Source organism: Muriicola jejuensis (assembly GCF_010671595.1).
In the GTDB taxonomy this organism is placed as follows: domain Bacteria; phylum Bacteroidota; class Bacteroidia; order Flavobacteriales; family Flavobacteriaceae; genus Muriicola; species Muriicola jejuensis.
This window is the reverse complement of the sequence record NZ_JAABOP010000001.1, coordinates 1,696,044-1,716,132: the sequence shown is the minus strand read 5'-3', so window position 1 is coordinate 1,716,132 and position 20,089 is coordinate 1,696,044. Positions and strand designations below refer to the sequence as shown.

At 49.8% G+C, this 20,089-nt stretch carries 20 protein-coding genes; 16 read left to right on the top strand and 4 right to left on the bottom strand.

The window, feature by feature from the left end:
* The first annotated feature begins 15 nt into the window (after positions 1-15).
* The 13 genes from GWK09_RS07565 to GWK09_RS07505 all read left to right on the top strand — a co-directional run bounded on the left by GWK09_RS07565 (position 16) and on the right by GWK09_RS07505 (position 13,254).
* Positions 16-705, top strand: coding sequence for a glycosyltransferase family 2 protein (locus GWK09_RS07565; protein ID WP_163692379.1), 690 nt, complete (start codon positions 16-18; stop codon positions 703-705).
* A 1-nt stretch (position 706) separates the two neighbouring features.
* Complete coding sequence (locus tag GWK09_RS07560; protein ID WP_163692378.1) at positions 707-2,191, top strand: cellulose synthase family protein; 1,485 nt, start codon at positions 707-709, stop codon at positions 2,189-2,191.
* A gap of 138 nt (positions 2,192-2,329) precedes the next feature.
* Positions 2,330-3,694 (top strand): mannosyltransferase, encoded by a 1,365-nt coding sequence (locus GWK09_RS07555; protein WP_163692377.1) that lies wholly within the window; start codon positions 2,330-2,332, stop codon positions 3,692-3,694.
* A 215-nt stretch (positions 3,695-3,909) separates the two neighbouring features.
* Positions 3,910-4,524 (top strand): GNAT family N-acetyltransferase, encoded by a 615-nt coding sequence (locus GWK09_RS07550; RefSeq protein WP_163692376.1) that lies wholly within the window; start codon positions 3,910-3,912, stop codon positions 4,522-4,524.
* Between the two features lies 1 nt (position 4,525).
* The gene (locus tag GWK09_RS07545) at positions 4,526-5,737 is read left to right on the top strand and encodes an argininosuccinate synthase (RefSeq protein WP_163692375.1); all 1,212 of its coding nucleotides are present in this window, start codon (positions 4,526-4,528) and stop codon (positions 5,735-5,737) included.
* Entirely contained in the window at positions 5,730-6,704 is a 975-nt protein-coding gene (argC, locus tag GWK09_RS07540) for an N-acetyl-gamma-glutamyl-phosphate reductase (protein ID WP_163692374.1), read from the top strand. The genes GWK09_RS07545 and argC overlap by 8 nt, the downstream gene beginning before the upstream one ends.
* A 25-nt stretch (positions 6,705-6,729) precedes the next feature.
* Positions 6,730-7,524: a pyrroline-5-carboxylate reductase gene (gene proC, locus GWK09_RS07535; protein WP_163692373.1), complete on the top strand. Its 795-nt coding sequence runs from the start codon at positions 6,730-6,732 to the stop codon at positions 7,522-7,524.
* A gap of 1 nt (position 7,525) precedes the next feature.
* Positions 7,526-8,653 (top strand): aspartate aminotransferase family protein, encoded by a 1,128-nt coding sequence (locus GWK09_RS07530; protein WP_163692372.1) that lies wholly within the window; start codon positions 7,526-7,528, stop codon positions 8,651-8,653.
* On the top strand, positions 8,650-9,591 hold the full coding sequence (locus tag GWK09_RS07525; RefSeq protein WP_163692371.1) for an N-acetylornithine carbamoyltransferase: 942 nt from the start codon (positions 8,650-8,652) through the stop codon (positions 9,589-9,591). The genes GWK09_RS07530 and GWK09_RS07525 overlap by 4 nt, the downstream gene beginning before the upstream one ends.
* On the top strand, positions 9,588-10,367 hold the full coding sequence (gene argB, locus GWK09_RS07520) for an acetylglutamate kinase (protein WP_163692370.1): 780 nt from the start codon (positions 9,588-9,590) through the stop codon (positions 10,365-10,367). Before GWK09_RS07525 ends, argB begins: the two co-directional genes overlap by 4 nt.
* Positions 10,364-11,452 carry a M20 family metallo-hydrolase gene (locus GWK09_RS07515; RefSeq protein WP_163692369.1) on the top strand — a complete coding sequence of 363 codons (1,089 nt, stop codon included), beginning with the start codon at positions 10,364-10,366 and terminating at the stop codon, positions 11,450-11,452. Before argB ends, GWK09_RS07515 begins: the two co-directional genes overlap by 4 nt.
* A 13-nt stretch (positions 11,453-11,465) precedes the next feature.
* Entirely contained in the window at positions 11,466-12,749 is a 1,284-nt protein-coding gene (gene argH / locus GWK09_RS07510; protein WP_163692368.1) for an argininosuccinate lyase, read from the top strand.
* A gap of 70 nt (positions 12,750-12,819) precedes the next feature.
* Positions 12,820-13,254: a BLUF domain-containing protein gene (locus GWK09_RS07505; RefSeq protein ID WP_163692367.1), complete on the top strand. Its 435-nt coding sequence runs from the start codon at positions 12,820-12,822 to the stop codon at positions 13,252-13,254.
* 6 nt (positions 13,255-13,260) lie between these two features.
* On the opposite strand, the gene GWK09_RS07500 is transcribed toward GWK09_RS07505, so the two are convergent.
* The 4 genes from GWK09_RS07500 to GWK09_RS07485 are packed head-to-tail and all read right to left on the bottom strand — an operon-like array spanning position 13,261 to position 17,151.
* Positions 13,261-14,103, bottom strand: a complete 843-nt coding sequence (locus GWK09_RS07500) for a pseudouridine synthase (protein ID WP_163692366.1) — start codon at positions 14,101-14,103, stop codon at positions 13,261-13,263.
* Positions 14,104-14,154: 51 nt separating this feature from the next.
* Positions 14,155-15,060: a geranylgeranylglycerol-phosphate geranylgeranyltransferase gene (locus GWK09_RS07495; protein ID WP_163692365.1), complete on the bottom strand. Its 906-nt coding sequence runs from the start codon at positions 15,058-15,060 to the stop codon at positions 14,155-14,157.
* Positions 15,061-15,070: 10 nt separating this feature from the next.
* Entirely contained in the window at positions 15,071-16,009 is a 939-nt protein-coding gene (locus GWK09_RS07490) for a mevalonate kinase family protein (protein WP_163692364.1), read from the bottom strand.
* Between the two features lie 47 nt (positions 16,010-16,056).
* The gene (locus GWK09_RS07485) at positions 16,057-17,151 is read right to left on the bottom strand and encodes a diphosphomevalonate/mevalonate 3,5-bisphosphate decarboxylase family protein (RefSeq protein WP_163692545.1); all 1,095 of its coding nucleotides are present in this window, start codon (positions 17,149-17,151) and stop codon (positions 16,057-16,059) included.
* Between the two features lie 97 nt (positions 17,152-17,248).
* Here GWK09_RS07485 and GWK09_RS07480 point away from each other — a divergent pair, with 97 nt between their 5' ends.
* The 3 genes from GWK09_RS07480 (at position 17,249) to GWK09_RS07470 (ending at position 20,085) form a co-directional block, all read left to right on the top strand.
* Entirely contained in the window at positions 17,249-17,722 is a 474-nt protein-coding gene (locus GWK09_RS07480) for a TspO/MBR family protein (protein WP_163692363.1), read from the top strand.
* A gap of 130 nt (positions 17,723-17,852) precedes the next feature.
* Positions 17,853-19,349 (top strand): glycerol kinase GlpK, encoded by a 1,497-nt coding sequence (gene glpK / locus GWK09_RS07475; protein ID WP_163692362.1) that lies wholly within the window; start codon positions 17,853-17,855, stop codon positions 19,347-19,349.
* Between the two features lie 10 nt (positions 19,350-19,359).
* On the top strand, positions 19,360-20,085 hold the full coding sequence (locus GWK09_RS07470; RefSeq protein ID WP_163692361.1) for an MIP/aquaporin family protein: 726 nt from the start codon (positions 19,360-19,362) through the stop codon (positions 20,083-20,085).
* Positions 20,086-20,089 lie beyond the last annotated feature (4 nt).

Below are 20,089 nucleotides of genomic sequence, written 5' to 3'. Positions count from 1 at the left end.
CCTTAACAAAACTTAATGGAAGAGATCGTTGTCATCATACCCGCCTTTAACGAGGGAAATTCCATAGGCAAGGTGGTCGGGGAAATACCGGATGTGGTCTCCGAGATCATCGTGGTGAACAACAACTCCACTGACCAGACAGCAGCTGAAGCCAAAGCCGCAGGTGCCACGGTTCTCCTGGAGGAAAATATGGGATATGGGTACGCCTGCCTCAAGGGAATTAATTATTTGCAAAATCGATCCAAAACACCCACCATCGTCGTATTTATGGACGGGGATTATTCGGACTATCCGGAGGACCTCCACAAAGTGATCAGACCGATCCTGGAAGGAGATGTGGATTTTGTGATCGGAGCCAGGACCGGCGCATTGCGGGAAAAGGGTTCCATGACGCCCCAGCAGAGGTTTGGAAATGGATTGGCCACGTTCTTGATGAGAGTGATATACGGTTCGAAGTTCACGGATCTCGGCCCTTTCAGAGCCATTCGATATAAGGCCTTACTGGCCCTGGAGATGGAGGACAAGACCTATGGCTGGACGGTGGAAATGCAATTGAAAGCACTGAAAAAGAGGATAGCATATACCGAAGTACCAGTGCGTTACAAGAAAAGAATTGGCATCTCAAAAGTGTCTGGTACTGTAAAAGGTACTATATTTGCCGGCATAAAAATCCTGGGTTGGATATTTAAATACAGCATAAAATAAAATGGGTTTAACAATCGCTTACATTATTATCGGAATTTACAGCCTTGCGCTGGTACTGATCTTCTTCTACAGCCTTGCACAGCTGAACCTGTTGCTGAATTACCTCGGATTCAAGAAAACACAGGACGAGGCCCCGAAGTTCAACCTCATGGACCCCAAGGAGATTCCTTCGGTCACCATTCAACTTCCCATCTACAACGAAGAATACGTCGTGGAGCGCCTGCTCGACAATATCGCGAAGATCGCCTATCCGAAAAGCAAGCTGGAGATACAGGTGCTGGACGACTCTACCGATGATTCCGTTCATCAGACCGCTAAGCGCGTAGCAGAATTGCAGGAGAGCGGACTCGACATCAAACACATCCGGAGGGAGAACCGCCAGGGGTTCAAGGCCGGGGCCCTGAAAGAAGGGCTGAAGATGGCAAAAGGAGATTTTATAGCCATCTTTGACGCTGATTTCCTCCCGGATTCCGACTGGTTGAAGAAGACCGTTATCTATTTCAAGGACGAAGAGATCGGAGTGGTGCAGACCCGATGGGGACACATCAACCGGGATTATTCCATCCTGACACGCATCCAGGCCTTCGCCCTCGATGCCCATTTCACCCTGGAACAGGTTGGCCGAAATGCCAAAGGGCACTTTATCAACTTTAACGGTACCGCTGGTATCTGGAGAAAAGAATGTATCCTGGACGCAGGTAACTGGGAAGGTGATACCCTTACAGAGGACCTCGACCTCAGCTACAGGGCACAGCTCAAGAACTGGAAATTCAAATACCTGGAGGATGTGGAGACCCCTGCTGAACTTCCGGTGGTGATCAGTGCGGCCCGTTCTCAGCAGTTCCGATGGAACAAGGGAGGAGCCGAGAACTTCAGAAAGACCGTGCTCAACGTCATCACCGCCAAGAACATTCCTTTTAAGACCAAGTTCCACGGGGTGATGCACCTGCTCAACAGTTCCATGTTCCTTTTTGTGTTCCTCGTTGCGATCCTCAGCATCCCTATGTTATACATCAAGAACATGTACGGGCATTTAGGATGGATCTTCGAGGCCACCAGCTTTTTCATCGTATCCACGATCATCCTGTTCATTTGTTACTGGTTCACCTATAAGAGTATACAAGGCAGCAGTTTTGATAATTTCATAGACTATATCAAGCTGTTCTTTACCTTTTTCTCAGTGGCCCTGGGCTTTTCCCTTCACAACACCGTGGCTGTTCTGGAAGGCCATATGGGCAAGCGAAGCGAATTTGTACGTACGCCGAAATTCAATATCAACAGCCTTACGGACAGCTGGAAAGGAAATAAATATCTTGCCACAAAACTATCTCCGAACATGATCCTCGAATTTGGCCTGATGGTATATTTCCTGTTTGGGATGTACAGTGCGATTCCGCTGAATGATTTTGGGTTGTTCCCATTCCATTTCATGCTTTTCCTAGGCTTTGGATTTGTGTTCTTTAAATCCTTAACGGCAAAGGCCTAAGGAAGCCAAAAACTTTAATTAGCCTCCAATTAATAGAAGATGAGGAGTCTCTGTCAGCAGATAGAGGCTCTTTGTTTTTTTATAGGTATTCCTCTTTTTTTTGTGTTATTTGCAAGGGCCAACTACCCCCTTTAAAGCATGTCTAACGCCTTACTTAGGTACTGGAATCTCCATAGGGTCTCCCTCCTGATAGCCCTGCTTTGCGGTTTGCTGTACTACGCCTTCGGGTACCATCTGCTAAGGTCAGAATTCACAAAACTATGTGTACTCTATGCAGCCTTGTTCTTCCTGTGCTACAAACTGATACAGTTTGAGAAGTGGAATTTCCGGTTGCTCCTGGTCCTGGGATTGCTCTTTCGCATAGTGTTGTTGTTTTCTATCCCCAACCTCTCCCAGGACTTCTACAGGTTCCTCTGGGACGGACACCTGGTCCTGATAGGGGAGAACCCATACCTCTATACCCCGGATGGACTTATGGAATCTTCAGGTGCCCTGATACCCATGGGAGATTCCCTCCTGAGGGGCATGGGGCCTTTGAGTGCGGCAAATTTCAGCAACTACCCCCCTCTGAGTCAGCTTCTGTATGCGGTATCGGTATGGCTGGGCGGAGGAAAAGTACTGGGGTCCCTTATTGCGATGAGATCGATCCTCCTGCTGGCAGATGTGGGAATCTTCTATTTTGGCCGGAAACTATTAAAACTCTTCAATAGATCGCCTCATCTGATCTTCTGGTATTTTCTCAATCCCCTGGTCATTATCGAACTGGGTGGGAATGTGCACTTCGAGGGAGTGATGTTGTGCTTCCTTCTCTGTGCACTCTACCTGATCCACTCCGGAAAATGGGTGCCTGCGGCCCTTGTCCTGTCCCTCTCTATTTCCGTAAAGCTAATACCCCTGATGTTCCTCCCCTTGTTCTTCAAAACCTTTGGGTTGAAAAAGGGGTTGATGTTCAACATATTGGTCATCCTGGGGGTCGCCCTTACCGCCCTTCCTTTCTACCACCCACAATTTTCAGGGAACTACCTGGCCACCCTGTCGCTCTGGTTCTCGAACTTTGAATTCAATGCCAGTATTTATAATGTGGTAAAACACCTTGGAAGTACCATGGACCTGAAGCCCTGGGAGTTGATCAAGACCTACGGGAAGATATTTCCCTTTCTCGTGATCGCCTGGGTAGGCCTCCTTTCTTTTCTGCGTGGGAACAGATCCCCCCAGGATCTTGCGCTTTCCATGTTGCTCATCCTTACCCTTTATTTCTTTATGAGCCCTACGGTACACCCCTGGTACATCATTTCCTTGGTGGTATTGTGCCTGTTCACTGATTTCAGGTTCCCCCTGATCTGGTCTGCAACCCTCATCCTGAGTTATTCAGCCTACAGGACGGATCCGGAAGTAGTGGAATCCATGGGCTTCCTGGTCGTTGAATATTTGTCGGTATATGCCTTCCTGGTCTACGAATTGTTCAAACATCGCAGCTTTATTTGGCTAATTCCCAAAAATTAGGCAGTAAATAAGGCACTTTCAATTTAATTTGTACATTTGAAAACGATGAAATTGAAAGAACACATATTTTTTATTCTCTCTGCTTCCTGCGCATTGAGAAATTTTGTGCCTTCTCGCCGTCGCCCGTAAGGGTGTACTTCTCTCATGGAAATAGGTGAGTCCATTTCCGCAACGACCTTCAAGCTTTTTACATTTTTCGACTAATTTTAACAGCAATGGATATTGTAATTGCTAACGAATCCCATATTAAATACGCGACCCTCATCAGTGAGACCATCTCGGAATCTGCCAAGATCAGGGGAACAGGTATCGCTAAAAGAACCCCCGAGTACATTATCAAGAGACTCGTGAATGGCAATGCCGTCATCGCTCTGGACGGGGACCGTTTTGCGGGCTTCTGCTATATTGAGGTATGGGGGCACCAGAAGTTTGTAGCCAATTCGGGGCTGATCGTCCATCCCGATTACCGGAATCAGGGCCTTGCGAAGAAAATCAAGAAAGCCATCTTTGACCTCTCCCGTAAAAAATTCCCGGAAGCAAAGATCTTTGGGATCACTACGGGGCTGGCCGTGATGAAGATGAATTACGAACTGGGGTATAAACCCGTCACGTTTTCAGAACTCACGGACGATCCGGAATTCTGGAAGGGTTGCCAGACCTGCAAGAATTTTGACATCCTTACGCGGACCGAGAGAAAAATGTGTCTCTGTACAGGGATGTTGTACGATCCGGCCAGTTCTAATCACGACAAAAGAAAAGTGAACAGCAAGACCTTTCAGCGTTTGAAAAGCATTAAAGAACAGCTCTTGCTCAAAAAGAAGAAAGCCTGATATGAAAACTGAGAATACGAAAAAGAAAAAATTGGTACTCGCCTATTCCGGTGGCCTGGATACCTCTTACTGTGCCATGTACCTGTCAAAGGAACTGGGGTACGAAGTCCACGCTGTCAGCGTCAATACCGGAGGTTTCTCTGAAGATGAGCTTGAGGATATCAAAAAACGTGCTTTGGAGTTAGGTGCACATTCATACAATGCTATTGACGCCGTCCAAAGCTTTTACGAAAAGGTGGTGAAATACCTGATCTTCGGCAATGTACTGAGGAACAATACATATCCGCTCAGCGTAAGTGCCGAGCGCATCGTCCAGGCCATGGAGATCTCCGCATACGCCCGAAAGATCGGAGCGCATGCCATCGCCCACGGTAGTACGGGGGCCGGCAACGACCAGGTTAGGTTTGATATGATCTTTCAGATCGCCTCGCCCGAGATCGAGATCATCACCCCTATCCGGGACCAGCAATTATCAAGGGAAGAGGAGATCACCTACCTCAGGGAAAACGGAGTAGATTATTCCTGGGAAAAGGCCAAATATTCTATCAACAAAGGCCTGTGGGGTACTTCAGTAGGAGGGGCCGAGACCCTCACCTCGGGGAAGGGACTCCCCGATGAAGCATTCCCCAGTCCATTAAAGAAGGAAAAACCTGAAGATGTCACCCTTACCTTCGACCGGGGGGAACTGAAAGCGATAAACGGACAGGCAGGTGATCCAGTAGACAACATCCGGAAACTGGAGGCCATGGCCTCTGCCTATGCCATTGGAAGGGACATACACGTGGGAGACACCATCATCGGGATCAAAGGACGCGTGGGGTTTGAGGCGGCAGCACCCCTGATTATCCTGAAGGCCCATCACCTTTTGGAGAAACACACCCTCAGCAAATGGCAGCAATTCCAGAAAGAACAACTCGGGAATTTTTACGGGATGCTCCTGCACGAAGGAAATTATCTGGACGAGGTAATGAGGAATATAGAAGCCTTCCTGAAAGATACACAGCGCCATGTGAGCGGTGAGGTGTTTGTCACCCTCCACCCCTATCGATTTACCCTCAACGGAATCCGGTCGGATTTTGACCTGATGGCTGCCAAATTCGGCAGTTATGGCGAAATGAACCGTGCCTGGACGGCCGAAGATGCCAAGGGGTTCATCAAGATCCTGTCTAATCCCGGCAAGATCGCTAACCAGATAAACACAACCCATGATTAAAGCAGGTATCATAGGAGGATCCGGATATACGGGGGGAGAGCTTATCAGGCTTTTGCTCCACCATCCGCAGGTCGAGATCAATTTTATCTACAGCACCACAAGGGCAGGAACCAGGGTCTCAACCACACATACAGACCTGCTCGGAGTGACCACGCTGGAATTTACGGATAAGGCAGACCCGGACACCGATGTGGTGTTCCTCTGCCTGGGCCACGGGAATTCCCGTAAATTCCTGCAGGAGCATCCCTTTTTTGAAAAGACCAGGATCATCGATCTCAGCAGTGATTTTCGCCTGAAAAAAGACAGTGCCTTCCAGGGAAGGAATTTTGTGTACGGGCTGCCCGAACTTTACAGGGAAGAGATCAAAAATGCAGGCAATATTGCCAATCCCGGCTGCTTTGCCACGGCTATACAATTGGCATTGCTCCCTCTGGCAGCCGCGCAGTTGCTCGGCGATGAGGTCCATGTAAATGCCACCACGGGATCTACCGGTGCGGGGGTCAGCCTCTCACCTACTACCCATTTCAGCTGGCGGGAAAATAACATGTCTCATTACAAGGCATTTACCCACCAGCACCTCAACGAGATCAATGAGAGCCTCGCTTACAAACAATCCCGCAAAGGCAAGCTGTGGTTCGTCCCAAACCGGGGGGATTTTACCCGGGGAATCTGGGCAACTGCCTACACGCATTTCAAAGGGTCCCTGGAGGAAGCTTATGCCCTCTATGGCGATTACTATGCCCAGGCCCCCTTTGCACAGGTCTCACCGGAGCCAATCTCTTTGAAACCCGTGATCAATACCAATCAATGCCATTTGCACCTGCACCTTCACGAGGGAATGCTACTGATCAGCTCTGCTATTGATAATTTGCTCAAAGGCGCCAGCGGACAGGCGGTGCAAAATATGAACCTCATGTTCGGTCTTGACGAAGAGGCAGGACTGAGGCTTAAGTCGATCGTACACTAACACAACCTAACTCGAAAATATACATATGAAAATAGCGATCATAGGAGCAGGCAACCTGGGGATTTCCATAGCCAAGGGCATTCTCCACAGCAACGGGGCCACCACCATGTTCCTGACCAAAAGGCATACTGAGTCGATCAGGGAATACGAAAAATACGGCAACGTGACCGTCACCTCGGATAATGCAAGGGCCGTCAGGGAGTCCGACATCCTCATCTTTGCCGTACAGCCGGGGCACTTTGAAGCCATCCTCCACGGGGTAAAGGACCTGTTGACCGATAAGCACGTGGTCATATCCACCATCACGGGTTTCAGCATACAGAAGATAGAGTCCGTTATAGGGAAAGAGGCCTATATTATCAGGAGCATGCCCAATACGGCCATTTCCGTGGGCCGTTCCATGACCTGTATCTGCAGCAATGCCATGGGAGCCAAACGCATTGAACTCGCCAAGGCGATCTTTAATCGCATGGGTCATTCCATGGAGATCCCGGAATCCCAGATGCAGGCCGCAACGGTAATATGTGCCAGTGGCATCGCCTTCTGGATGCGGTTGATCCGGGCGACCACCCAGGGAGCCATTCAGCTCGGATTTGATGCCAAGGAGGCACAGGAACTGGCCATGCACACCTGCAATGGGGCTGCCTCCCTGCTTATCGAATCGGGCAACCATCCTGAGGAAGAAATCGACCGGGTGACCACGCCTATGGGCTGTACCATTGAAGGTCTCAATGAGATGGAACACCAGGGGCTCAGTTCCTCCCTGATCCGGGGGATTGTCGCCTCTTTTGAGAAGATCACCCAAATAAGAAAAGGGTAGCATGGAATTGTTCGACGTTTACCCCCTTTACGATATAACACCCGTCTCCGCCAAAGGACTAATCCTGACGGACGACCAAGGAGTGGAGTACCTCGACCTGTATGGGGGGCACGCGGTGATCTCCATAGGCCACGGCCATCCCCATTATGTGAGTCGCATCAAGGAACAGCTCGACAGGATCGCCTTCTACAGCAACGCAGTCCAGAATCCCTTGCAGCAGCAGCTAATGGAGAAGCTAGGTTACCTTTCAGGATGTGATGAGTACCGACTATTCCTTTGTAATTCCGGAGCCGAGGCCAATGAAAATGCCCTGAAACTCGCCTCCTTTCACACGGGAAGAAGCAGGGTCATCGCTTTTCACAACAGCTTTCACGGACGTACTTCCGCTGCGGTGGCAACGACCGATAACCCCGGAATCAACGCCCCGATCAACCGCCAGCAACAGGTCACCTTCCTCCCTTTTGAAGACGCCACCGCCCTGGAGGCAGAAATGGCGAAGGGGGATGTGTGCGCCGTTATCCTGGAGGCCATACAGGGCGTAGGCGGACTCGATGAGCCATCGACTGCTTTTTACAGGGAAATATCCCGGCTTTGCAGGGAACACGATGTGGTCCTTATCGCCGATGAGGTACAGTCGGGTTTCGGGCGGAGCGGGAAATTCTTCGCCTTTCAGCACCACGGTATTGAACCCGACATCATTTCCATGGCCAAAGGGATGGGAAATGGGTTTCCTGTGGGTGGCATCCTGATCCATCCGAAATTCAAGGCATCCCACGGCTTGCTGGGGACCACCTTCGGGGGCAACCATCTGGCCTGTGCTGCCACCCTGGCCGTACTGGAAGTCCTGGAAAAAGAACAGCTCATGAAGAACGCTGAGGAATTAGGATCCTATTTTGCAGCATGCGCTGCCAGGATTCCTGAAGTAAAACGGGTGAAAGGCAGGGGGCTTATGCTCGGGCTGGAATTCGGCTTTGAGGTGGCCTCTTTGAGAAAAAGACTGATCACCAAACAACATATCTTTACAGGAAGCGCCAAGGACAAAAGCGTTCTGCGTATCCTCCCTGCCCTGAATGTGAGCAAGGATCACCTGGATCAATTTTTTAATGCATTAAAAAGGGAACTGGCATGAAGCACTTTCTCCATGTAGACGATATAGATTCAACCGCATCCTGGTTATCCCTTGCGGCAGAATGCAAAAAAGAACCTTTTAAATTCGAAAAGAAAGGAAAGGGCAAGGTACTGGGACTTCTGTTCTTCAACAACAGCCTCCGGACCCGACTCAGCACACAGAGAGCGGCCTACCACCTGGGAATGCACTGTATGACCATGAATATCGGCAATGAGGGCTGGGCTCTGGAATTCGAGGACGGCACCATCATGGACCAGGGCAAGGCCGAACATATCAGGGAGGCAGCCCGGGTCATTTCACAGTACTGCGATGTCCTGGGGGTACGGGCATTCGCTTCCCTGAAAGACCGCGAAAAAGATGAAGCGGAACAGGTTCTCCACGGTTTTAAAAAGTACGCCACCATCCCCATCCTGAACCTGGAAAGCGCCACCGGCCATCCCCTGCAAGCCCTGGCAGACCTCATCACCATCACAGAATATCAACAAACGACCAGGCCCAAGGTGGTGCTTTCCTGGGCACCCCATCCCAGGGCCCTGCCCCAGGCAGTGCCCAACTCCTTTGCGGGGATCATGAAGAACAACCCTCAGTTCGACTTTTCCATCACCCATCCAAAGGGCTATGAGCTCAATCCCGAAATAGTCAGGGATATTCCCGTTTTCCACGACCAGAATGAGGCCCTGAAGGACGCTGATTTTGTATATGTCAAGAACTGGAGTGCCAGCAGGCCCTATGGAGCCGTTTTATCTGATGACCCCCACTGGATGATCACCCGCGAAAAATTGGGAAAGGCCTATTTTATGCACTGTCTCCCTGTTAGGCGAAACGTGATTGTCGAAGACGCTGTACTGGACAGCAGCAATTCTCTGGTCATAGAACAGGCCAACAACCGGACCTTTGCGGCCCAGGTCGCACTGATGAAAATATTGGAATCCCTATGAAACCCGCTTTATCCGTCATCAAGATCGGTGGCAACGTCATCGAGAACAAAGGGGAGCTCACTCGTTTCCTGAGACTCTTCCACAAGGTAGAAGGCCCCAAGATCCTCGTCCACGGAGGGGGGAAAGAGGCAACCCGCCTCGGGGAAAGACTCGGGATACGTACGACCATGGTCAATGGAAGACGCATCACGGACAAAGGGAGCCTGGAGGTGGCCATCATGGTGTATGCCGGGCTCATTAACAAGTCCATCGTCAGTGAACTGCAGGCCATGGAATGCAATGCCATCGGTCTTAGCGGTGCGGATGCAGGGATCATCCGGGCTGTGAAAAGACCGGTAGTACCCATTGATTTTGGCTTCGTGGGCGACATCGTTTCTATTCATACAGATGCCCTGCGTACCTTTCTGGAAATCGGCCTGGTACCTGTTTTCTGCGCCCTTAGCTGCGATAAAGGCGGACAAATGCTGAATACCAACGCAGATACCATCGCATCCGAGCTTGCCATCGCCCTCAGCAGGGATTATCGGACCACTCTATACTATTGCTTTGAAAAAGCGGGAGTGCTCTCTGATATCGGAAATGACCTTTCCGTGATCCCCCATATCAACAAGCAATCTTACTACAGCCTGATACGGGAAAAAACCATAGGTGAGGGGATGCTCCCCAAACTGGAAAACTGCTTCCACGCCCTCGACCATTCGGTACACAAGGTCTGTGTGGGAAATATCGGCATGCTCCGACCAAATCCATCAGCCTATACAACCCTTACCCTATGAAGCAAGAGATCTCCTCACTCACAAAAGACGCCATAGAGTTGCTGAAAAAGCTGATCGCAACGCCTTCCTTCTCTTCGGAAGAGAACCATACGGCCCTGCTTCTCGAAGGATGGTTCATAGAAAGGGGTATTCCCCACAAACGGCAGGAGAACAACGTGTATGCTTTCAACAAGTTCTTTGACAAGAACAAGCCCACCCTGCTCCTGAATTCTCACCACGACACGGTCCGCCCCAATACAGCCTATACCAGGAATCCTTTCCAGCCTTCCGTGGAGGACGGAAAATTATTCGGTCTTGGAAGCAATGATGCCGGGGGGGCACTGGTATCTCTGATCGCCACTTTTACCTATTTCTACGAAAAGGAAGGACTAAGCCATAACCTCATTATGGTTGCCTCGGCTGAAGAGGAGAGTTCGGGGCCCAATGGCCTGAATTCCATGCTGGAGATACTGCCTCCTATTGATGTCGCTATAGTAGGTGAACCCACCCTGATGCAACTGGCCATCGCAGAAAAAGGGCTGGTGGTCTTCGATGCCGAGGTCAGCGGGACCCCTTCACATGCCGCGCATCCCAATACAGACAATGCCCTCTATAACTGCATAGAGGTCCTGGAATGGTTCCGGGATTTCAAATTCCCGAAAGTCTCCGAAGTCCTGGGGGAGGTTAAACTCACGGTGACCCAGATCCAAGGGGGAAGTCAGCATAACGTAGTCCCTGCCGGGGTGAACCTGGTCATTGATGTTCGGGTAAATGACCGGTATACGAACCAGGAGGTGGTGGAAATACTTCAGGAACAGGCACCTTGCAAATTAAAGCCGAGGTCACTTCACTTGAATTCATCCTCCATTCCTAAGGATCACCTTCTGGTACAAAGCGGCATCGCTTTGGGGCGGGAGACCTACGGTTCACCGACCCTTTCTGATCAGGCTGCGCTCAGTTGCCCCTCCCTTAAAATGGGACCGGGTGACAGCAGGCGATCGCACAGTGCGGATGAGTACATTTTTGTCTCTGAGATCGAGGAAGGGATATCCCTTTACATCAAATTACTCCATGGGTTTTTGTTCGCAAAGATCCCTAAACCTTAAAGACCAGCTTCTTATGAAATTATGGGAAAAAGGATTGAAAACAGATCAGAAGATCGATCGATTTACAGTGGGAAATGACCGGGAACTCGATCTGTTGCTGGCCAAATACGATGTAATTGCCTCCAAGGCACATTGCCGTATGCTACAGTCGATCGGGCTGCTTGAGAAGGAAGAGGGTGAGTCCATCCTGGCGGAACTGGATGCCATTGCCCTTACGATCGAGGCTGGGACCTTCACAATTGAAGATGATTTTGAGGACATGCACTCCAAGATCGAATACCTGCTCATTCAAAAACTGGGAGATACTGGAAAGAAGATACACACCGCCCGCTCCAGGAATGACCAGGTGCTGGTAGCCATTCAACTGTACATCAAAGAAGAAATAAAAACCCTGAAACGCCAGGTCCTGGATCTGTTTGACCTGCTTATCGGGCTGGCCGAGACCCATCATAAAGTACTATTGCCTGGATACACACACCTGCAGGTGGCCATGCCTTCCTCTTTCGGGCTGTGGTTCTCTGCCTATGCCGAGAGCCTGGTAGATGATATGATCCTGCTCAGGGCCGCTGCAGACATAGCCGATCAGAACCCCCTGGGAAGTGCTGCGGGCTATGGGAGTTCCTTTCCCATAGACAGGGCTATGACCACAAGCGAACTCGGATTTAGCACGCTCAAATACAATGTGGTGGCCGCACAAATGGGGAGAGGGAAGGTGGAAGTTAGTACGGCAAGAGCCATGGCCTCTCTTGGGGGTACCCTGTCTAAGCTCGCTATGGACGTTTGCCTGTACATGAGCCAGAACTTTAATTTTATTTCCTTTCCCGACGACCTTACTACCGGCAGCAGCATTATGCCACATAAGAAGAATCCGGACGTGTTTGAGCTGGTCCGTGCCAAATGCAATGTCATCCAGGCACTTCCCAATGAGTTGTCCATGCTCCTAACCAACCTGCCCAGCGGGTACCACAGGGATTTGCAACTGACGAAGAACAGCATGATCCCGGCCATTCAGGAGTTAAAGGCCTGTCTGGATATCATGGCCTTCAGCCTGAGTAAGATTGAAGTGAAGAAAGATATTTTGGACGATCCGAAGTACGACCTCCTGTTCACAGTAGACGCCCTCAATGAGCTTGTAAAAAAGGGCATACCCTTTCGCGATGCCTATAAACAAGTTGCTCTCCTTGTAGAAAAAGGCGAATTTCAATCTCCGAAAGCCGCTGTGCACACCCACCTGGGCAGCCTGGGGAACCTCTGCCTGAAGGAGATCCGTGAGAAGATGCAGCGATTTTCAAAGTAAATTATCCTGAGGCATCTGGATTTTCTTTTATCTTTAGGTCAGTAACCACCACCAAAAAAGGTAACCGTCCATGTTCAGTCTGGTATATCGGTCAGTAGCAAAACCGAATTTCACCCTGGACCAGATCCAGTTAATGCTTGAAAGGGCAAAAGAGAACAACCGAATCCTTGGAATCACGGGTTGTCTGCTTTACCACCACGGGGAATTTATCCAGTACCTGGAAGGAAATCAATACAAAGTGCTTACTCTTTTTGACAAGATCAAGGCAGATCCACGTCATAAAAACGTGGAATTGCTGAGTTTTGAGGTAAGGGAAAAACGCGCCTTTGCCACCTGGGATATGGCCTTTGAGAATTTCTACGGGGAAAACGCCCAGATCACCCATCTCAAACTTATGGTCAGGGAATATTTGAAAGAGAAACCGGTAAGTCAGGATGAAAATCCCGCAGGGGCCGTATTCTGGGATACTGTGGGCAGTTTGCTGGATGCCAGGCCTTCCCTTTAGACCGGTCTACTGAATCATTCCCAGGTTGATGACCTCCTGTTGGGTAAGATGCCTCCAGTGGCCTCGAGGCAGGTCTTTCTTCGTAAGGTTGGCAAAAACCACGCGGTCTAGTTTAATCACCTCATACCCCAGATGTTCAAAAATCCTCCTTACGATCCTGTTCCTGCCGCTGTGGATCTCGATTCCCACTTCCTTTTTAGGGGCGTTGTTCAAATAGCTTATCTCATCGACCTGAATAAGCCCGTCTTCCAGCATGATGCCTTCCTCTATCCTCCTGAAATCATCAGCCTTGAGGTTTCTGTTGAGCTCCACGTGATAGATCTTCCTGATCCCGTACCTCGGGTGGGTGAGTTTCTTGGCCAGGTCTCCGTCATTGGTGAAGAGCAGCAGTCCGGTGGTATTTCGGTCGAGCCTGCCAACAGGGACGAGTCTCGACTTGGAGGCATTGCTGATGAGTTCCATGACCGTTCTTCTCCCTTTTTCATCCCGGGTGGTGGTGATGAAGTTCTTGGGCTTGTTTAAAAGAACATATTCCTTTTTCTCCGGATTCAGCAGTCGGCCGTCAAACCTGACCTCATCCGTGCGTTTTACCTTAAACCCCATCTCAGTGACAGTCTTTCCATTTACCGTAATATTCCCTGCAGTAATATACGTATCTGCTTCACGGCGTGAACACACCCCTGAATTGGCGATGTATTTGTTCAATCTGATAAGGTTTGGATCCGGGGCCGGAGCGTTCTCCTTCTTTTTCTTGATAGGCGCATTACCCCTGGCAAAACTCTTCCGCCTGAAATTTCCATCTCCTCTTCCCGAGAATTTTCCTCCTCCACTGTTATCGAATCTGCTCATGGTGTAATTTTTATCAAAAATAGCAATTTGCTTCCGGTCTCAATGCCGGGATCATAGGATTCGGTTCAGGACCAGGTCCACATTGATGAGTAGGATGCTGAATACGCCGGATACAATAATGAATTTGAGTATGTTATGAAGCCATACATAGTGTTTTTTGGAAGTCGACTTCCACATCAGAACGAGAAAGACCACCAGTAATACGACCGCCATAATAAAATAGAGGTACATGTACCCCACATCGAAGATCTCTATTAAAAGAAAGGCGGGCAACAGGGCCAGTACCACAAGAAGGGATATCGTGATCTTCGAATAACGGGTACCGAAAAGAACCGGGATAGTCTTGTAATCGAGCGCCATATCACCTGCTATATTCTCCATGTCCTTGATCATCTCCCTTGAGAGGATCAGCAGAAAAAGGAACATGGCATGGACAAAGATGACGGCCTCAAAATTCCTGTAATAAACGAAAACGGCAAAAAAGGGGGTGATAGCCAGAGTGGCCGATACCAGGTTGCCAACGAATGGGATTCTCTTGAGTTTATGGGAATACAGCCAGATCCCGAAGATATAGGCGCCGAAAAACAGGACAGCGCGAAAAGACACATAGCTGGCGAATATCACAGAAAGAAAGTTGAGCACAAAATAAGTACTCAGCTTGGTTCGCTGACTTACCAGGCGGTCGAGCATGGTTTTTCTCGGTTTGTTGATCAGGTCCTTCTCAGAATCGTAAAAACTGTTGATGATGTATCCGGCGGCGATCACCAGGGCGGATGCCAGTACGATCACAAATAGGCTCAGGTCGAATACCACCTTTCGCAAGGGAAGATCGGGCGCCATGATATAGATAGCGGCGAGGTATTGAGCAAGGACGATGACCAGTACGTTGTATCCCCTTACAATGGAAAACAGGCTCAGCAGCTTTAAAAGCAGGAGCTTGTTCTTTCTGCTAAGCATAAAAAGGGGTTTAGAAGTTGTATACCACTTCCAGTCTGTGTCCCTCAAGGGTTTTTCTGGCCTTATCAATATCCTCGGTGAACCCCAGGATATATCCGCCACCCCCCGAACCGCAAAGTTTCAGGTAATAGTCGTTGGTTTCTATCCCTTTTTTCCAAAGTTCATGGAATTGCTGAGGGATCATTGGCTTGAAATGATCGAGCACTACATGTGATAATTGTTTCAGGTTCCCAAAAAGGGATTTGATGTTCCCGGCAAGGAAATCCTCGACACAGGCATCTGTATGCCTTATGAATTCCTCTTTGAGTACCGTCCGGAACCCTTCGTGCTTCATCTTCTCCATAAAGATCTGTACCATAGGTGCTGTTTCTCCCGTCATTCCGCTGTCCAGCAGGAAGACTGCACCTTTCCCGTTGATGTTTTGGGACGGGATGCTGGTCGACTCTATATTGTCCTGGGAGTTGATAAGGATAGGAAGGCTCAGGTAACTGTTCAGGGGATCGAGACCTGACGATTTTCCGTGAAAAAAGGATTCCATCTTCCCGAAAATGGCCTTGAGGTGCAAAAGCTTTTCCCTGGTGAGATTTTCTAAAACGGTGATCTTGTCCTGGGCGTATTTATCGTATATGGCGGCAACCAGGGCACCACTGCTGCCAATGCCATATCCCTGAGGGATGGAGCTGTCGAAATACATACCTCCATCGAGGTCCTGCTTTAAGGCCTCGATCTCGAACTGCACCAGTGAAGGATCTTCCTGCTGCATCTCTGCCAGATAATTCGCAAATTTTTTGAGACTGTCGTTCGACTTTTTGGCGGCCTCCGAGAGAGGGTGCTCTGTTTTGAGGGCCCCCTTAAAAAAGTTATAGGGTATAGACAGACCTTTAGAATCCTTGATGATTCCGTATTCCCCGAACAAGAGGATTTTAGAATAGAAAAGAGGTCCTTTCATAATTTGCTGTATTACCGCAAGTTAAAGGTAGTCCTAATTTGCAGATATCAAATAGCCGACTCCAGTTTTTTTGCACCAGGCCCTGAGGCGTCGCAAATATACTGTCCCTTTTCACAATACGCAACAAGCTCATTCTTAATAAATTGCAAAACTTTATCGGCACTTGTCCCTGGATAAAGCAAATGGACGTTGGCGCCCGCATCCAGCGTAAAACAGACAGGCACCTGAGTAGACCTTCTGAATTCCCATATTTTCTCGATTATTGCCAGGGTATTGGGCTTCATGAGGAGGTAATAGGGTACACTGGTCATCATCATGGCGTGAAGGCTCAGGGCCTCGCTCTCCACGATCTCGGCAAAGCGATGCAGGTCTCCATTTTCCAGGACCTCAGTCAGTGCTGAAAGATTGGAATGCGCCTGTGAGAAGCGTTGGGATGCGTACTGATGTCCATTCATAAGGGAGTGCCCGGCCGTGCTGCTTACGGTCTTTTGTCCTTTGTGAACCAAAAGGATCGTATCCCTGGTATCCCGGAATACTTCGTGAACGGGACCTGAATAGGCCGTACCGAAAAGATCGGATCCCCCCGTCAGTTTTTCGTGTTCACCCCAGCTCACCAGGGGCCCTTCAATACTCCTGCAAGCGCTGCCGGAACCCAGTCGGGCCAAAAAAGACGCCTTCCTGAGAAATGCTCCCTCAGACATAGAGGGTATCAGCTTTCGTTCCATCTCTGTGATGCAGAGTGAGAGGGCCGCCATACTGCTGGCGGAGGAGGCGATACCGCTGCTGTGCGGAAAACTGTTCTCTGTGCTGATCTTGAGGTTGTATTCCCCTAGCCATGGCGAATAGGGCAGGATTCGCCTGAGAAATGTAGCTATCTTGGGGTTGAAATCGGCCCGTGGCTTCCCTTCGAAAAGCAATTCAAAAGTCGGCATTTTGTCCCCGGAAACCTTCTTCTCAAATAGGGTTGTGGTATTGGTATGGGAGGCTGAAAGGGTAAAGCTCAATGAGGGATTGGCAGGGATCTGCCCTTCGTACTTGCCCCAGTATTTTACCAGTGCGATATTACTTGGCGCCCTCCAGGAAGAGATCCACTGGTCTTCTAGAACCTCGGTGTTTGCAGCAATGAACTCCCCTTCTCGCATGAACTCCAAAATTTCTTGCAAAGATAGGTCTTAGGGAGAATCCCCCTAACTCCAATCAAAATAAATTCCTATTTTAGGACTTTGAGCATTGATCCCGATGAAGAAAAAAGCAACCTATATCAGTATTGCCGTGATCGTTTGCCTCCTCATTGGCTTCCTTTCGGGTTTTGCCACCCAGAGTTCGGTAGAAAGCTGGTACGTAACGCTCGAAAAACCCAGTTTTAATCCCCCTAACTGGATCTTTGCCCCTGTCTGGACCTTCCTCTATATCACCATGGGCATCGCCGCAGGCCTGGTCTGGGCCAAAGGATTTTATCATATTTGGGTGAAGACCGCCCTTTACTATTTCGGCTTTCAACTGCTATTCAATGCTTTGTGGAGCATCGTGTTCTTCGGACTCCGCGAACCTTTCTGGGCTCTGGTGGTGATCTTGATCCTTATCATCCTTATCCTGGCGACCATCAAATGGTTTAAGATCGTCAGCAGACCTGCTGCCTATCTGCTGCTCCCCTATCTTCTTTGGGTATGTTTTGCCATGGTACTGAATTTTAATATCTGGATGCTCAACTAGCCTTATTCCCCTTGAACGGATATTCTGCGTACATCTTCCCGTTCAGCCTTCAGGTCAGTTTGTGGAAAACAAAATAATTCTGTTACATTTAAAGACGGAGAACGAAAAGAACCAAGTAGAACTGAAAAAAATGAAAAAATACATCTTGGCCTTAGATCAGGGTACGACCAGTTGCAGGGCATTGATCTTTGACAAGAAAGGGGTCATCGTGTCTTCTGCCCAAAAGGAATTCACCCAGCATTTTCCCCGGTCGGGCTGGGTAGAGCACGACGCCCTTGAAATTTGGGAAACCCAGGCCGAAATGATGAAGGAGGCTGTAGACTCCAAAAATATTTCCCCCTCTGACATTGCCGGGATTGGTATCACCAATCAGCGGGAGACGGTCGTGGTCTGGGACAAGCATACGGGCAATCCGGTCTACAATGCCATTGTATGGCAGGATAAAAGGACGGCCCAATATTGTGATCAACTCAAAAAAGACGGGCTTTCTAATCTGATACGAGATAAGACCGGACTTGTAATAGACGCCTATTTCTCAGGAACGAAAGTCAAGTGGATCCTCGACCATGTGGAAGGTGTCAGGGAAAAGGCCGAGGCAGGTGATTTGCTGATGGGCACCATAGATTCCTGGCTGATCTGGAAAATGACAGAAGGATCTCTGCATATTACCGATGTCACGAACGCTTCCAGGACTTTGTTCTTCAATATCAATACCCTGGAATGGGATGATGAATTGCTCGCCCTATTGAATATCCCCAGGTCCATGCTGCCCGAGGTGAAGCCCTCCAGTGAAGTATACGGCCATACCTCTGCGCGCTGGCTGGGAACGGAGGTTCCCATTGCAGGAATAGCAGGAGACCAGCAGGCGGCTCTCTTCGGCCAGATGTGCACAAAACCCGGGATGGTCAAAAATACTTATGGAACGGGCTGTTTTATGCTGATGAACATAGGGGAAAAACCCATCATCTCTAAGAACAACCTGCTCACCTCTGTGGGGTGGCAGATAGATGGGAAGACCCATTACATTCTGGAAGGGAGCATATTCATCGCGGGAGCCGTCGTCCAATGGCTCAGGGATAGCCTGAGGATCATCGAGTCTTCGGGCGAGGTGGAGAAACTCGCCTGCACGGTCGACAGTTCAGAAGGGGTCTACTTCGTCCCTGCTTTTGCCGGACTTGGAGCTCCCCATTGGAACCAGCACGCCAAAGGCAGCATTTTCGGACTTACCAGGGGAAGCACTTATGCCCACATTGCGAGGGCAGCCATAGAATCCATCGCCTACCAGACCATGGATGTCCTTAAGGCCATGGAGGCCGATGCCGGGATCGACATAAAAGAATTGCGTGTAGACGGTGGGGCAACGGTCAACAATCTCCTAATGCAATTCCAGGCCGACGTTCTGGACACGGTCGCTGTACGGCCAAAGATCGTAGAGACCACGGTCATGGGTGCGGCCTTTCTGGCCGGTCTTGCGGTGGGATACTGGTCTGGTCTCGAAGAAATCGAGGCGATTTGGGAAAGTGAACGCAGGTTCATCCCTGCGAAGGAAAGGACCGCTATAGAAGAAGGGATCAAGGGATGGTACAAAGCTATTGGTGCCCTGGAATACTGGACAAAAGAGAATTAATTATACGTATATGACACCATTTGTTGCAGAATTAATTGGTACCGCACTCCTGATCACTCTGGGATGCGGCGTAGTCGCTAATGTGATCCTCAAAGGGACCAAAGGAGAGGGAGCTGGCTGGCTGGTGATCACAACTGCCTGGGCATTTGCCGTCTTTGTAGGGGTGGTCGTTGCCGGACCTTATAGCGGAGCCCATATCAACCCGGCTGTGACCCTTGGCCTCGCTGTGGCCGGTAGCTTCGACTGGGCGGAGGTCCCTTCCTATCTGCTTGCCCAACTCTTAGGGGCCATGACAGGGGCCACTCTGGTGTGGCTCATGTACAAAGACCATTTTGACATCACGGATGACCAGGGAGTGAAGTTAGGGGTTTTCTCGACCATCCCTGCAATACGGAAATATCCCTCCAACCTGTTCAGCGAAATACTGGGGACCTTCGTTCTCGTCTTCACGGTGCTCTTCTTTACGGATGCATCCATGCTGGCCACGGAAGAAGTAATCGGATTGGGTTCTTTGGGCGCCCTTCCCGTCTCCCTTCTGGTTTGGGGAATTGGGCTAAGCCTGGGTGGCACTACTGGTTACGCCATCAATCCCGCCAGGGACCTGGGACCCCGACTTATCCATGCGATCCTTCCTATCAAAGGCAAGGGAGGTTCGGATTGGGGGTATTCCTGGGTTCCCGTTTTAGGACCGGTCATAGGCGGGGTAGCGGCCGCCGCACTTTATCTCGTACTCTAAAGGG

Coding starts and splice junctions, on each gene's coding strand:
- GWK09_RS07565 (WP_163692379.1), top strand. CDS start 16: ATGGAAGAGATCGTTGTCATCATACCCGCCTTTAACGAGGGAAATTCC.
- argH (WP_163692368.1), top strand. CDS start 11,466: ATGAAATTATGGGAAAAAGGATTGAAAACAGATCAGAAGATCGATCGA.
- GWK09_RS07485 (WP_163692545.1), bottom strand. CDS start 17,151: ATGCGAGAAGGGGAGTTCATTGCTGCAAACACCGAGGTTCTAGAAGAC.
- GWK09_RS07505 (WP_163692367.1), top strand. CDS start 12,820: ATGTTCAGTCTGGTATATCGGTCAGTAGCAAAACCGAATTTCACCCTG.
- GWK09_RS07530 (WP_163692372.1), top strand. CDS start 7,526: ATGGAATTGTTCGACGTTTACCCCCTTTACGATATAACACCCGTCTCC.
- GWK09_RS07560 (WP_163692378.1), top strand. CDS start 707: ATGGGTTTAACAATCGCTTACATTATTATCGGAATTTACAGCCTTGCG.
- proC (WP_163692373.1), top strand. CDS start 6,730: ATGAAAATAGCGATCATAGGAGCAGGCAACCTGGGGATTTCCATAGCC.
- GWK09_RS07500 (WP_163692366.1), bottom strand. CDS start 14,103: ATGAGCAGATTCGATAACAGTGGAGGAGGAAAATTCTCGGGAAGAGGA.
- GWK09_RS07515 (WP_163692369.1), top strand. CDS start 10,364: ATGAAGCAAGAGATCTCCTCACTCACAAAAGACGCCATAGAGTTGCTG.
- GWK09_RS07555 (WP_163692377.1), top strand. CDS start 2,330: ATGTCTAACGCCTTACTTAGGTACTGGAATCTCCATAGGGTCTCCCTC.
- GWK09_RS07550 (WP_163692376.1), top strand. CDS start 3,910: ATGGATATTGTAATTGCTAACGAATCCCATATTAAATACGCGACCCTC.
- GWK09_RS07470 (WP_163692361.1), top strand. CDS start 19,360: ATGACACCATTTGTTGCAGAATTAATTGGTACCGCACTCCTGATCACT.
- GWK09_RS07525 (WP_163692371.1), top strand. CDS start 8,650: ATGAAGCACTTTCTCCATGTAGACGATATAGATTCAACCGCATCCTGG.
- argC (WP_163692374.1), top strand. CDS start 5,730: ATGATTAAAGCAGGTATCATAGGAGGATCCGGATATACGGGGGGAGAG.
- GWK09_RS07490 (WP_163692364.1), bottom strand. CDS start 16,009: ATGAAAGGACCTCTTTTCTATTCTAAAATCCTCTTGTTCGGGGAATAC.
- GWK09_RS07495 (WP_163692365.1), bottom strand. CDS start 15,060: ATGCTTAGCAGAAAGAACAAGCTCCTGCTTTTAAAGCTGCTGAGCCTG.
- glpK (WP_163692362.1), top strand. CDS start 17,853: ATGAAAAAATACATCTTGGCCTTAGATCAGGGTACGACCAGTTGCAGG.
- GWK09_RS07480 (WP_163692363.1), top strand. CDS start 17,249: ATGAAGAAAAAAGCAACCTATATCAGTATTGCCGTGATCGTTTGCCTC.
- GWK09_RS07545 (WP_163692375.1), top strand. CDS start 4,526: ATGAAAACTGAGAATACGAAAAAGAAAAAATTGGTACTCGCCTATTCC.
- argB (WP_163692370.1), top strand. CDS start 9,588: ATGAAACCCGCTTTATCCGTCATCAAGATCGGTGGCAACGTCATCGAG.